At 73.4% G+C, this 12,526-nt stretch carries 11 protein-coding genes; 2 read left to right on the forward strand and 9 right to left on the reverse strand.

The annotated features are described in order from the left end of the window. Nucleotides 1–3 precede the first annotated feature (3 nt). From cobA to ACFCZ1_RS32705, 7 genes are all read right to left on the reverse strand, one after another. Nucleotides 4–1,239, reverse strand: a complete 1,236-nt coding sequence (gene cobA, locus ACFCZ1_RS32675) for a uroporphyrinogen-III C-methyltransferase (RefSeq protein WP_376681898.1) — start codon at nt 1,237–1,239, stop codon at nt 4–6. A 400-nt stretch (nt 1,240–1,639) separates the two neighbouring features. Then, on the reverse strand, nt 1,640–4,846 hold the full coding sequence (cobT, locus tag ACFCZ1_RS32680) for a nicotinate-nucleotide--dimethylbenzimidazole phosphoribosyltransferase (protein WP_376681899.1): 3,207 nt from the start codon (nt 4,844–4,846) through the stop codon (nt 1,640–1,642). A gap of 260 nt (nt 4,847–5,106) precedes the next feature. After that, complete coding sequence (gene cbiE, locus ACFCZ1_RS32685) at nt 5,107–6,312, reverse strand: precorrin-6y C5,15-methyltransferase (decarboxylating) subunit CbiE (RefSeq protein ID WP_376681900.1); 1,206 nt, start codon at nt 6,310–6,312, stop codon at nt 5,107–5,109. A gap of 75 nt (nt 6,313–6,387) precedes the next feature. Further along, nucleotides 6,388–7,098 (reverse strand): GNAT family N-acetyltransferase, encoded by a 711-nt coding sequence (locus tag ACFCZ1_RS32690; protein WP_376681901.1) that lies wholly within the window; start codon nt 7,096–7,098, stop codon nt 6,388–6,390. Nucleotides 7,099–7,302: 204 nt separating this feature from the next. Beyond that, nucleotides 7,303–8,166, reverse strand: a complete 864-nt coding sequence (locus ACFCZ1_RS32695; protein WP_376681902.1) for a MetQ/NlpA family ABC transporter substrate-binding protein — start codon at nt 8,164–8,166, stop codon at nt 7,303–7,305. A gap of 93 nt (nt 8,167–8,259) precedes the next feature. Then, nucleotides 8,260–8,928 (reverse strand): methionine ABC transporter permease, encoded by a 669-nt coding sequence (locus tag ACFCZ1_RS32700; RefSeq protein ID WP_376681903.1) that lies wholly within the window; start codon nt 8,926–8,928, stop codon nt 8,260–8,262. Further along, complete coding sequence (locus ACFCZ1_RS32705) at nt 8,925–9,998, reverse strand: methionine ABC transporter ATP-binding protein (protein ID WP_376681904.1); 1,074 nt, start codon at nt 9,996–9,998, stop codon at nt 8,925–8,927. The genes ACFCZ1_RS32700 and ACFCZ1_RS32705 overlap by 4 nt, the downstream gene beginning before the upstream one ends. A gap of 626 nt (nt 9,999–10,624) precedes the next feature. Between ACFCZ1_RS32705 and ACFCZ1_RS32710 the strand changes: the two genes are divergently transcribed. Beyond that, on the forward strand, nt 10,625–10,993 hold the full coding sequence (locus ACFCZ1_RS32710; RefSeq protein WP_376681905.1) for a hypothetical protein: 369 nt from the start codon (nt 10,625–10,627) through the stop codon (nt 10,991–10,993). Continuing rightward, nucleotides 10,986–11,420 carry a hypothetical protein gene (locus ACFCZ1_RS32715; RefSeq protein WP_376681906.1) on the forward strand — a complete coding sequence of 145 codons (435 nt, stop codon included), beginning with the start codon at nt 10,986–10,988 and terminating at the stop codon, nt 11,418–11,420. Before ACFCZ1_RS32710 ends, ACFCZ1_RS32715 begins: the two co-directional genes overlap by 8 nt. Here the strand turns inward: ACFCZ1_RS32715 and ACFCZ1_RS32720 are convergent. Continuing rightward, nucleotides 11,410–11,913 (reverse strand): GNAT family N-acetyltransferase, encoded by a 504-nt coding sequence (locus ACFCZ1_RS32720; protein WP_376681907.1) that lies wholly within the window; start codon nt 11,911–11,913, stop codon nt 11,410–11,412. The genes ACFCZ1_RS32715 and ACFCZ1_RS32720 overlap by 11 nt on opposite strands. Nucleotides 11,914–11,950: 37 nt before the next feature. Continuing rightward, a complete protein-coding gene (locus tag ACFCZ1_RS32725; protein WP_376681908.1) occupies nt 11,951–12,472 on the reverse strand; it encodes a sigma-70 family RNA polymerase sigma factor in 522 nt (173 codons plus the stop codon). Nucleotides 12,473–12,526: the final 54 nt, after the last annotated feature.

Consider the following 12,526-nt stretch of genomic DNA (forward strand, 5'->3'; position numbering starts at 1 on the left):
CTGTCAGGCGCTGGTGGTGGGGGCGCTCGGGGTGCCGACGCGGACGACCTCGCCGATGACGATGACCGCGGGCGGGCGGACCTCCTGTGCGCGGACGGTCTCGCCGACCGTGGCGAGGGTCGCGTCCACCCGGCGCTGGGTGGCGGTGGTGCCCTCCTGGATCACCGCCACGGGGGTGTCGGCGGAGCGGCCGTGGCGCACGAGCGCCTCGGCGATCAGGCCGATCTTGTCGACGCCCATGAGGATGACCAGGGTTCCGGTGAGCCGGGCGAGGGAGGCCCAGTCCACGAGCGAACGCGGGTCGTCGGGGCCGACGTGGCCGCTGACCACGGTGAACTCGTGTGCCACGCCCCGGTGGGTGACCGGGATGCCGACGGCGCCGGGAACCGAGATGGAGCTGGAGATGCCGGGGACGACGGTGCAGGGGATGCCGGCCTCGGCGAGTGCCTGGAGCTCCTCCATGCCGCGGCCGAAGACGTACGGGTCGCCGCCCTTGAGCCGGACCACGGCCTTCCCGGCCTTGGCGTGCTCGATCAGGGCGTTGTTGATGGCCTCCTGGGCCATGTACCGGCCGTACGGGATCTTCGCGGCGTCGATGACCTCGACGTGCGGGGGGAGCTCGTCGAGCAGGTCGCGGGGACCGAGCCGGTCGGCGATGACGACATCGGCCTCGGCGAGGAGGCGGCGGCCGCGCACGGTGATGAGGTCGGGGTCGCCGGGGCCGCCGCCGACGAGGGAGACGCCGGGGGTGGACTTGTGCCGGTGGCCGGGGGCGGCGAGGGTGCCGTCGCGCAGGCCCTCGACGACGGCGTCGCGGACCGCGGCGGAGCGGCGCGGGTCGTTGCCCGTCAGCACGGCGACGGTGACGCCCTCGATGCGGCCGGTGGCCGGGGTCCAGGCGGTGGCGGCGGAGGCGTCGTCGGCGCGCACGCACCAGACCCGCTCGCGCTCGGCCTCGGCGGAGGCGCGCTCGTTGGCCTCGCGGTTCTGGGTGGCGATGAGGGCGTACCAGGCGCCGGCGAGGTCGCCGTCCTGGTAGCGGCGGCGCTCCCAGCGGATCTCACCGGTCTCGGCCATGGCGTCCACGGAGGGGGTGGCGGAGGGCGAGACGAGCAGGACGTCGGCGCCGGCCGCGATCAGCGCGGGGAGGCGGCGCTGGGCGACCTGTCCGCCGCCGATGACGACGACGCGGCGGCCGGCCAGACGGAGTCCTACGGGGTAGGCGGGGTGTTCGGCCATGGCAGTGCGGCTCCTGAGGGCGGCGATGCGTTTGCGTGCCGCTGCGGCGCTGGAGCGGCGGGCTACTGACGTGCGGTTTCTTGTGCGGGTCCACCATACGGCGCGGGCCGGGCGGTGGCGCGGGCCGGTCCGGGCCCGCTGCGCGGGGCCTTCCGGGGGTCCGCCCCGCACCCCGCGCCTCGAACTCCCCGGCTGCCTCCCCCGGACTCCGTCCGGGGGACCCCCTCGGCAGGTGCTCCGGGCGGGGCCGGATTCGGCTCACGCCCGTGCGCCAGGCGCGGCCGGATGAAGCGCGGCGCCGTTTCAGCCCCGCCCGGGGCGCCTCCCGGAGGCAGCCGGGAGAGCCCGAGGCGCGGGGCCGGGGGCGGGGTCGGAGCCTCCGGCAGCGGCGCCGCGCGGGCTACTTCTCGGTGACTCCGGCGGAGTCGAACGTGGCGACCTCGTGCATCGCGCGGGCCGCGCTCTGCACCAGGGGCAGGGCCAGCAGGGCGCCCGTACCCTCGCCGAGGCGGAGGTCCAGGTCGACCAGGGGGCGCAGGCCGAGCTTGTTCAGGGCCGCCACGTGCCCCGGCTCCGCACTGCGGTGGCCCGCGATGCAGGCCGACAGGGATTCGGGGGCGATGGCCCGGGCGACCAGGGCGGCCGCGCCGGCGCTGACGCCGTCCAGGATGACCGGCGTCCGCAGGGAGGCTCCGCCGAGGAGGAGGCCGACGATCGCCGCGTGCTCCAGGCCGCCGATGGCGGCGAGGACGCCGACCGGGTCCGCCGGGTCCGGCTGGTGGAGTTCCAGGGCGCGGCGGACGACCTCGACCTTGCGGGCGTGGGTCTCGTCGTTGATGCCCGTGCCGCGGCCGGTGACCTCCGCCGGGTCCACCCCGGTGAAGACCGAGATCAGTGCGGCGGACACCGTGGTGTTCGCGATGCCCATCTCACCGGTGAGCAGCGCCTTGTTGCCCGCCGCGACCAGGTCGCGGGCGGTCTCGATGCCCACCTCGATCGCCGCGACCGCTTCCTCGCGGGTCATCGCGGGGCCGACGGACAGGTCGGCCGTGCCGGGGCGGACCTTGCGGGGCAGGAGACCGGGGGTGGCGGGCAGGTCGCCGGCGACGCCGACGTCGATCACGCACACCTCGGCGCCGACCTGGTTGGCGAAGGCGTTGCAGACCGCTCCGCCGCCCAGGAAATTGGCCACCATCTGGGTGGTGACCTCCTGGGGCCACGGGGTGACGCCCTGGGCGTGCACGCCGTGGTCACCGGCGAAGATCGCGACGGCGGCGGGCTCCGGGATCGGCGGCGGGCAGACCCGGGAGAGGCCGCTGAGCTGGGCCGAGATGATTTCGAGCATGCCCAGGGCCCCGGCGGGCTTGGTCATGCGCTTCTGCCGCTCCCAGGCCTCGCCGAGCGCCTTCGCGTCGAGCGGGCGGATGCTGGCCACCGTCTCCGAGAGCAGGTCGTGCGGCTCCTCGCCGGGCAGCGCGCGGCGCCCGTAGGTCTCCTCGTGGACGACCCACGAGAGCGGCCGGCGCCGGGACCAGCCGGCCTGCGCCAGCTCGGGCTCCTCCGGGAACTCGTCGACGTAGCCGACGCACAGGTACGCGACGACCTCCAGGTGCTCCGGGAGACCGAGCTCGCGGACCATCTCGCGCTCGTCGAAGAAGCTGACCCAGCCGACGCCGAGGCCTTCGGCGCGCGCGGCGAGCCAGAGGTTCTCCACCGCGAGGGCCGAGGAATACGGGGCCATCTGCGGCTGGGTGTGCCGGCCGAGGGTGTGGCGGCCGCCGCGGGTGGGGTCGGCGGTGACGACGATGTTCACCGGGGTGTCGAGGATGGCCTCGATCTTGAGTTCCTTGAACTGCTTCGCGCGGGCCTTGGGCAGGGAGTTCGCGTAGGCCTCGCGCTGGCGCTGGGCCAGCTCGTGCATCGTCCGGCGGGTCTCGGCGGAGCGGATGACGACGAAGTCCCAGGGCTGGGAGTGTCCGACGCTGGGCGCGGTGTGGGCCGCCTCCAGCACGCGCAGGAGGACCTCGTGCGGGATCGGGTCGGTGCGGAAGCCCTTGCGGATGTCACGGCGTTCGCGCATGACGCGCAGGACGGCCTCGCGCTCGGCGTCGTCGTAGGCGGGAGCCGCCTCGCCCGCGGCGGGCTCTGCGGGGACGGCGGCGGCGGGCTCGGCCTGCGGCTCCGCCTCGGCGGCCACCGGCTCGGGCTCGGCCGCCACCGGCTCCGCCTCGGCGGGGACGGGCTCCGGCTCCGCCTGAGCGGGCTCGACGGCGACCGGCTGGGGTTCGGCCGGTACGGGCTCGGCCGGTACGGGCTCGGCCGGTACGGGCTCGGCGGCGACCGGCTGGGGCTCGACCGGCTGGGGCGCGACCGGCTCCGTGGCGACCGGCTGGGGCTCGGCCGGTACGGGCTCCGTGGCGATCGGCTCCGTGGCGGCCTGCTCGGGCCCGGCCGTGACGGGCCCGGCCGTGACGGGCTCGGGCACGGGCTCGACGACCGGCTCGACCGCTGCGGGAGCGGCCTGCTCGGGCACGGGCTGCGGCTCGGGCTCCACGGCGGGCTCGGGCTCCGGCGCCTGGGTCACCACTTCGGCGGGGGCGGGTACGGCCTCCGGCTGCGGCTCAGACTGCGGCTGCGGCTCAGGAGCGACGGCCTCGACCTCGACGGGGGCCGGTACGGGCTCGGGCGCCGACTCCGGGGCGGCCTCGACGGCGACCGGCTCGGGCTGCGGCTCAGGAGCAGCCTCGGCGGCCGGCTCCGGGGCGGGCACGGGCCCGGGCTCGGGAGCCACGGGCGCCGGGACGGTCTCCGCCGCAGGCTCGGGGACGGTCTCCGCCGCCGGCTCGGGGGCGGACACCGGCGCCGGCGCGGGCTCCGGGGTCCACGGCTCGCCGGCCTGCGGGGGGATCTCGCCGAAGTGCGGCGCGGGGACGGCGGCCTCGGCGCGCGGGACGTCCAGGTATTCGAGGCCCGTGGCCGGCGGCCCCGCCTGGGGGACCGGAGCCGCGGCGGCCGGAGCAGCGGGCGTGGCGGCCGGACCGCGGTCCGCGAGGGACCGTACGACTCCGCCGTTGGCCTCGGGCATCGGCGGGCCCATGTGCAGCGGCCGCCGGACCGGAGCCGCCTGGGCGGCGGCAGGGGCGGGGGCAGCGGGCTGGGGGTACCCCCGGACGGAGTCCTGGGGAGGCGCGACGAGTCCGCCGAGGTCGAGCGCGCCGGAATCGCGGCCGCCCGCCTCGTGGGCGTCGGCACCGTAGGACGGGTACTCGGGGTACGCGGCGGGCTCCGCGTACGCCACCGGAGCCCCGGGGTACGAAGGGTCGGCGCCGTACGGCACGTCGCCGTACGCCTGCGCCTCGCCCGGCGCGTTCTCGACCGGGAAGGCGGGGGCCGACGGGACGACCTGCGGGTCGCTCCACGCGCCCTGGCCGCTCGGCATCAGCAGCAGTTCCTCGTCCTCGGGCCCGGCCGGGTCGTCCACGAGGTCCTGGAAGGCGTAGCCCGCGGGAACCGGCGGCAGCTGGACCTGAGCGGGGATGCCCTGCTGATCCACCATGCCCGCGTTGTCCGGGTGACCCTCGCCCGGGACCTGGCCGGTGTCAGTCATGCGTACCCCTCGCCCATCGTGTTGCCTCTTCGATCGCCCGGTCGGCCACGAGCCCGCCGTGCGGAGTTGCCGTGCGGCGCCAGCGCCTCACGTGCGCCTGCGCGACAACCACTAAGCATTGTCGCGCCCGTTAGCCACCGTGGCGGCCATAACCGCCACGGTCCACTGTGGACTGCGCCACGTCGCGCGTCGACCGGTGCCGTGATGCCCGGATCGTCCTGGGCGGTACGACGATCGGCCAGCCTACCCCGGCCCTCGCCTCAGCGGGTCACGGGGCGTTCGGCTGCCAGGAGGAAGACGACCGAACGCTCCTGTTCGGCCCAGGTGCGGGTGTCCAGGCCCACGGACTGCAGCAGCGCGCACTCCACCGCGTACCCGTGTTCGGTGAGCGTGCGGCCGATGGCCTCCGCTTCGTCGCGCGTCGAGGCGTGGCTGACGATCCGTTCGGGGCGGCGGTCGGCGACGGCCGCGACGACCCGGGCTCCCCCGCCGCCGACGCGTACGACGTCGGGTTCGGGCAGGTTCTCCAGGACGTGGGGTGCGCGCCCGGCGACGACCTGGAGCTGTACGCCCCGCTTGCGGGCCGCGGCCGTTATGCGTTCACAGGCGTCCGGGTCGGCGTCCACGGCGATGACGGCGGCGCCGAGCACGGCGGCGTCCACGGCGACGCCCCCGGAACCGGCGCCGATGTCCCAGACGAGGTCGCCGGTGCGGGGGCCGAGCCGGGCGAGCTGGGCGGCGCGCAGCTGGGCCGACTCCCCTTCTCCCGTGTCGGCCTGGGGCCTGGCCCAGCCGCGTCCGGCGGACTGGGACTGGGCGGGGCTCTGGCCGAGCAGCCAGGCCTGTTCGGCGGCCAGGGCCTGTCCGCCGCCGATGACGATGACGACGTTCGGGTCGCGCCAGGTGTGGTCGGCGGCCCGGTCGGAGGTGAGGACGCTCACCTGCTCCTTGTCCGTGCCGAGTTCCTCGCAGATCACGAAGGTGCGGTGGACTCCGTCGAGGAGCAGCGCGAGTTCGGCGGGGCCGGCGCCGGGCGAGGTGAGGACGGCGACCTTGCCGTGGGCGCGGATGACGTTGACGGCGCGGCGCAGGGTGCGGGGGTGGGCGACGACCACCTGGGCGTCGTCCCAGGGCATGCCGGCGCGGGCGAAGGCGGCGGCGACGGAGGAGACGGCCGGGACGACCTCGACCTCCAGGCCGTGCTCGGGAGCGCGCAGGGTGCGTACGACGCCGAAGAAGCCGGGGTCGCCGTCGGCGAAGACGACGGCGGTGCCGCGGTGGCCGGCGATGCGGCGGGCGGCGAGTCCGAGGCTGCCGAGGCGGATGCGTTCGGCCGTGGGCGGGACCTCGGGGAGGGCGAGGTGGTGGGCCGCGCCGGCCACGAGGGTGGCGGCGGAGAGCGCGGACCGGGCCGCCGCGGTCAGGGGCGAGCCGTCCCAGCCGATCACCGTGACCCGGTCGGCCATCGTCGTCAGTCTCCTGGAGTGGGGGGAGGCGCAGTTTGTCGGGTTCGGGCACGGTGAGACTACCTGGTCATCGGTTCACTTCCAGTCGGCGCCGACGGGGTGGCCGGCGACGTCGGCCCGCTGCCCGCGGGCGGTGTCCGCCGTGTAGGCGTCGTACCCCTCGCGGTAGCCGCCGTAGTCCGCGTAGTCGCCGTACGCCTCCGCGTCGTCGAGGTCCTCGGGGACCAGGCTCCAGACGATGAGGTCGGTGCGGGTGTCGCTCCAGCCGCCGTCGGCCGTCTGCGTGCGCACTATCCACGCGTTGCGCAGGACGCCCTCGCTGATGCAGCCGATCTTCTGGGCCACTTGCTGGGAGGCGGTGTTGTCGGCGGGGGTACGCAGTTCGAGGCGTTCGAAGCCCTGCTCGCGGAAGAGCCACTGGGCGACGGCGAGCACGGACTCGCTGGCGTAGCCCTCGCCCCGGGCCCAGGGGGCGGTGACGTAGCCGACCTCGGTGGAGCGGGTGCGCCAGTTGGTGTTCTGGAGGTGGACGATGCCGACGAGGCGGTGGGTGAGGAACTCGGTGACGGCGAGGACGAGGCCGCGGCCCTCGGTGCGTTCGGCGTGGGACTGCCGGGTGGCCCAGCCGTGCGCGTCGGCCTGGGTGTAGGGGTGCGGGACGGTCGTCCAGGCCGTGACGTTCTCGTCGTTCATCATCTCGGTGAGCGCGGTGACGTCCTCCTCCTCGAAGGGGCGCAGCACCAGCCGGTCCGTGCTGATGGTGACGTCCGGGAAGGTGGTAGTCATGCGCAGCTCCATGCCTGAGACCGTGGTGCGGGACCGTTTGTGCGGGTCGTAGGCCACAGCATGCAGCATCGACCGGGGGATGTGCAGGGCCGGGTTGCCCGCGGGCGGGCAGCGCTCGGCCCCGCGCGCCGACAGGGGCGTGCGGGGCCGAAATGCCTGACCGGAAGGGGTGGCCGAAAGGTGTGGCCGGATCCGGTCGGAGGCTCAGGAGGCCGGGGGGGTGAAGGCCGGGACGACCGAGCCCTGGTACTTCTCCTCGATGAACTTCTTGACCTCGTCGGAGTTCAGGAGCTTGGCGAGCTTCTGGATCCGCGGGTCGTTCTGGTTGCCGTCCTTGACCGCGAGGAAGTTGGCGTACGGGTTGCCCTCGGCCTTCTCCGCGATCAGCGCGTCCTTGGCGGGCGAGAGGCCGGCCTCGATCGCGTAGTTGCCGTTGATGACGGCGGCGTCCACGTCGTTCAGGGCGCGCGGGACCGTGGCGGCCTCCAGCTCCTTGAACTCCAGGCCCTTCTTGTCGGTGATGTCGGACAGCTTGGCGCTGGTGCCGACGCCCTCCTTGAGGGTGATCAGGTTGTTCGCGGCGAGCAGCTGGAGCGCGCGGCCCTCGTTGGTCGTGTCGTTGGGGACGGCGACGGTCTGGCCGGCCTTGATGTCGCCTATGGCCTTGGCCTTCTTGGAGTAGAGGCCGAGGGGCTCCAGGTGCACGTTGACGACGGGCACGATGGTCGTCTTGTTCTTCTTGTTGAAGTCGTCGAGGTACGGCTTGTGCTGGAAGTAGTTGCCGTCGACCTGGCCCTGCTGGGTGGCGGTGTTCGGCAGGACGTAGTCCGTGAACTCCTTGACCTCCAGCTTGAGGCCTTCCTTGGCGGCGAGCTCGTCCTTGACGAAGTTGAGGATGTCGGCGTGCGGGCTCGGGGAGGCCGCGATGACCAGGGGCTTGCTCTCGTCGCTCTTGCCGCCGTCGGCCTTGGCGGAGGACGGGTCCGAGGAGCTGCCGCAGGCGGTGAGGCCGAGGGCGAGCGCGGTGGCGGTGGCGGCGAGGGCGGTGAGCTTGACGTTCTTACGCACGAAGAGTGCCTTTCTTGCATGTAACGGTGGTGGCCCAAGCACGACAAGTGCGGGCTTTCTTGAGGGGGGAGGTCTGGTCGGCCCGAGGGCTGTTCAGGCGGTCCGGCCGCGGCGGGCCAGGAGGCGCACCACGCCGTCGCCGAGGAGCTGGATCACCGTGACGATGGCGACCAGGACGACGACGGTGGCGACCATGAAGCCGGTCTCGAAGCGCTGGAAGCCGTAGGTGATGGCCTTGGATCCGAGGCCTTCGCCGCCGACCGCGCCGGCCATGGCGGAGTAGCCGACCAGCGTGATGACGGTGGTCGTGACCGCGGCGACCAGGGACGGCAGGGCCTGCGGGAGGAGCACCTTGCCGACGAGGGTGGGGATGCCGCCGCCCATGGACTCGACGGCCTCGATCAGGCCGTGGTCCACCTCGCGGACGGCGGTCTCGACGAGCCGGGCGAAGAAGGGGACGGCGCCGATGGCGAGCGGGACGATCATGGCGGTCGGGCCGATGAAGGTGCCCACGACGGCGGTGGTGACCGGGATCAGGAAGATCAGCAGGATGATGAACGGCAGTGAGCGGCCGACGTTCACGATCACGCCGAGGACCTTGTTGAGCGGCCGGTTCTGGAGGAGGCCGCCCTTGTCGGTGAGGACCAGCAGGATGCCGATCGGCAGTCCGCCCAGGACGGTCACCAGGGTCGACCACAGCACCATGTAGAGGGTGTCGTAGGTGCCCTGGGTGAGCAGGGGCTGCATTTCGGACCAGGTCACTTCGCACCATCCTTGACCAGCGCGGCCAGTTCGTCGTCCATCTCGTCCGTCGCGCCGACCCCGTCGGTCCCGTCGACGACGTCGACCTGGAGGCCCTGCTCGCGCAGGAAGCCCACGGGTACGACGTTGTCCTCGTAGCGGCCGGGCAGTTCGATGCGCATGCGGCCGATCTGGCGGCCCGCGACGGTGTCCATCGCGGCGCCGAGGATCGAGATGTCGATGTTGTACGTGCGCGAGAGCTGCGAGATGACCGGCTGGGCGGCGGCGTCACCGTGGAAGGTGACGTCGACGACGGTGCGGTCGGGGCCGGTGGCGGCGCCGGTGACGGGGAAGAGTTCGCCGGCGAGCTCGGAGCCGGGGGTGGCGAGCAGTTCGGCGACGGTGCCGGACTCGACGATCCGGCCCCGCTTCATCAGGGCGGCCGAGTCGCAGACCGACTTGACCACGTCCATCTCGTGCGTGATGAGCAGCACGGTGAGGCCGAGCTGCTGGTTAAGGTCGCGCAGCAACTGGAGGATGGAGCGGGTGGTCTCGGGGTCCAGCGCGCTGGTGGCCTCGTCGGACAGCAGCACCTTGGGATCGCCGGCCAGGGCGCGGGCGATGCCGACGCGCTGCTTCTGGCCGCCGGAGAGCTGGGTGGGGTAGGCCTTGGCCTTGTCGGCGAGGCCGACCAGGTCGAGGAGTTCCAGGGCCTTGCGGGAGCGCTCGCGGCCGGAGACGCCGAGGATCTCCAGGGGCAGCTCGATGTTGCCCTGCACGGTGCGCGAGGACAGCAGGTTGAAGTGCTGGAAGACCATGCCGATGCGGCTGCGGGCCTCGCGGAGCTCCTTGCCGGCGCGGCGGCCGCGGCCCGCCAGCGCGGTGAGGTCGACGCCGTCGACGCTCACGGTGCCGGCGGTGGGGCGCTCCAGCAGGTTCACGCAGCGGATCAGGGAGGACTTGCCGGCGCCGCTCTGGCCGATGACTCCGTAGACCTCGCCCTCGCGGACGTGGAGGTCCACGCCGTCCAGGGCGGTGACCTCGCGGCCACGGGACTGGTAGACCTTCGTGAGGCCCGATGTGGTGATCACAGGATTTCCGTCGCTGTCGAGTGCACGGCAAAGCGGTGCCGGCACGGGGCAAAGGCAAATGTCTGGGGGCGCGATACGGGTCGAAACCGGATGAATCAGCGGTCTCGGCGCGGCGCGGGGCAGGAGCGGTCCACAGCGGATGGACGGGCTCGGCCGTTCTCGCTTCGGGGCGCGAGGCTGGGGAAGGGGCCCTCAGAAGGCGCGCATTCGACACATACAACGAGCACCGGGCGTCATCGTCGCCTCGGTCGCAAGGGTGCGGCTGCTCGTCGTGGTCATGGGCCCCAGTAAAGCAGACATGTCGCTTCATCGATCAAAGCTGTCCGGATAGCGGACGCGAACCGACCGCATGCCGGACGTCAGGGGCCGGCCCGGCCGTCCGCCCCGAGCGTCCGGCCGACCGCTCCGACCTGCACGGACACGCCCGGCAGGTCCCATGCGACCGGTCCGCACGCCGTCCGGCGGAGGTGCGTGCTGTGGTCAAGACCACGACGCACCGCGTGCGGCCCCGCGGAGGAAGGGGAGCGGGGAGGAAGGGGAGCGGGGAGGGAGGGGAGCGGGGAGGGAGGGGAGCGGGGAGGGAGGGTGCGCGCATCGGGTCTTTCGGACCGTAATACCCTCGCTGCATGCTCGACGCCCTGACGGTCGCCATAGGCGTGGCCGCACTCGCCCTCGCCGCCTGGTGCGGCCACGCCGCATGGCGGGACCAGCCGACCAAGGACTGGCACTTCATCGGCATGGCCGTGGTGACCGTACCGGTCCTGGCCCAGCTGGTGATCGGCCTGGTCATGCTGGCCCGCGGCGAGAAGCCGGACGAGGGCACGGTGATCTTCGTGGCCTACCTGGTGGGCGCCTTCGCGGCGGTACCGGCCGCCGGGATGCTCTCGCTGAGCGAGCGGACCAAGTGGGGCTCGGTGACGGTCGCCGCGGGCGCGGTCGTCCTCGCCGTCCTCGAAGTACGGCTCTACGACATCTGGGGAACCGCCGGTGCCTGACACGACGACCGCCACTCCCGCCGGACGCAGGCGGCTCGTCTCCGGGCCGGGGCTGCTCCTGGTGTGGCTGTACGGGGTGATGGTGGTGGGCGCGGTCTCGCGATCGGCCTACCAGATCTCCACCGAGTTCGACCGGGCGCCGCTGGCGTACTCGCTGTCCGCCGTGGCCGCGCTGGTCTACGCGTTCATCACGTACTCGCTGGTGCGCGGCGGGGAGACGGCCCGCAGGGCGGCGCTCGTCTGCTGCGCCGCCGAGCTGGCCGGCGTCCTGACGGTGGGCACCTGGACCCTGGTGCGCCCCGACGCCTTCCCCGACGCGACCGTGTGGTCGGACTTCGGGATGGGCTACCTGTTCATCCCGGTGATCCTGCCGATCACCGGGATGCTCTGGCTGCGCGAGAAGGGTCAGGCGCGGGTCAGGCGCTGACCGCGAAGTCGGTGTCCTTGGCTTCCTTCTCCAGGATCACCAGCCGGACGCCGTCGGAGGCCGTGCGGCCGCCGACCTGGGTGTAGCCGGCCTTGCGGTAGAGCCGCAGGTTGGACTCGCTCTTGTGCCCCGTGTGGAGGCGGAAGCGGATGGTGGCGCTGTCGCCCGCGAGGGCGACCTCGACGGCGCGCAGCAGGCGCGCGCCGAGACCGTGTCCCTGCATCCGGGGGTGGACGCACAGCTTGGCGATCTTCCCGGTGCCGTCCTCGTCGACGCTGCCGCGCACGGCGCCGACGACCTCGTCGCCGAGCCGGGCCACCAGCACGGTGTCCGTCGCCAGTTCGCCCTTGAGGGAGTCCAGGGACTGGGTGAGCGGCTGGATGAGGTAGTTGCCGTACAGCTCGGCCTCCCGCTGGAAGGCCAGGTACTGCAGCTTGAAGATCTGCTCAGCGTCCTCGGCAGCCGCCGCCGAAATGGTCACGCTCATGCCCATGTGCGCATGCCTCCCGCTCACCTGGTTGCCCGTTGGTCTACCGCTCCTTTCCCCGCAAGCCAGGAGCCGCAACCTCTGCAGTCAGCATTCTGCGCAGACATCCCAGGCAACGGGAACGGACGGGCCCCAAACTTCCTTGTGAGATACCCAACTCCCCTGCGATTTCACGGTAAGTGAGGTCTCTTGGCGAAAGAAGTGCCTTCATCAGCTCCGGGCAGCGTCCGGGCAATCGGGCGACCGCCGACCGGAGGGCCCGGTTCGCCTCGCCGTGCAGGAGCGCACCCTCCGGTTCGCCGGCCCCGTCCGCGGGGGTCGCGCCGTACGGGATCTCGCGGCGGGCGCGGCGCCGGGCGAGCCGGGCCTCCGCGCGCACCGCCCGGCGCAGCCAGCGCGCCCGGACGTCGGGGTCCGGTTCGCGGGGGCCTCCCTCCAGCAGCCTGACCCAGACGGCTTGTTCCAGGTCGGCCGCGTCCACTCCGGTGCCCGGGGCCTCCGCGGCGGCCTCCGCGGAGAGCAGCGGGCCGAGCTCCTCAAAGACATCAGCCTTCAGCAGGTCCATGCCGGGCGGGACGAGTGGGGGGGGGGCGGCGGGGGGGGGGCCCCGGGCCCGCCC

This window comes from Streptomyces sp. NPDC056224, from assembly GCF_042267665.1.
Classification (GTDB): domain Bacteria; phylum Actinomycetota; class Actinomycetes; order Streptomycetales; family Streptomycetaceae; genus Streptomyces.

Excerpts from the sequence above, each read along its gene's own strand:
- cbiE (WP_376681900.1), bottom strand. The coding sequence starts at position 6,312 with ATGGCCGACCGGGTCACGGTGATCGGCTGGGACGGCTCGCCCCTGACC.
- cobT (WP_376681899.1), bottom strand. The coding sequence starts at position 4,846 with ATGACTGACACCGGCCAGGTCCCGGGCGAGGGTCACCCGGACAACGCG.
- cobA (WP_376681898.1), bottom strand. The coding sequence starts at position 1,239 with ATGGCCGAACACCCCGCCTACCCCGTAGGACTCCGTCTGGCCGGCCGC.
- ACFCZ1_RS32725 (WP_376681908.1), bottom strand. The coding sequence starts at position 12,472 with ATGGACCTGCTGAAGGCTGATGTCTTTGAGGAGCTCGGCCCGCTGCTC.
- ACFCZ1_RS32720 (WP_376681907.1), bottom strand. The coding sequence starts at position 11,913 with ATGGGCATGAGCGTGACCATTTCGGCGGCGGCTGCCGAGGACGCTGAG.
- ACFCZ1_RS32690 (WP_376681901.1), bottom strand. The coding sequence starts at position 7,098 with ATGACTACCACCTTCCCGGACGTCACCATCAGCACGGACCGGCTGGTG.
- ACFCZ1_RS32710 (WP_376681905.1), top strand. The coding sequence starts at position 10,625 with ATGCTCGACGCCCTGACGGTCGCCATAGGCGTGGCCGCACTCGCCCTC.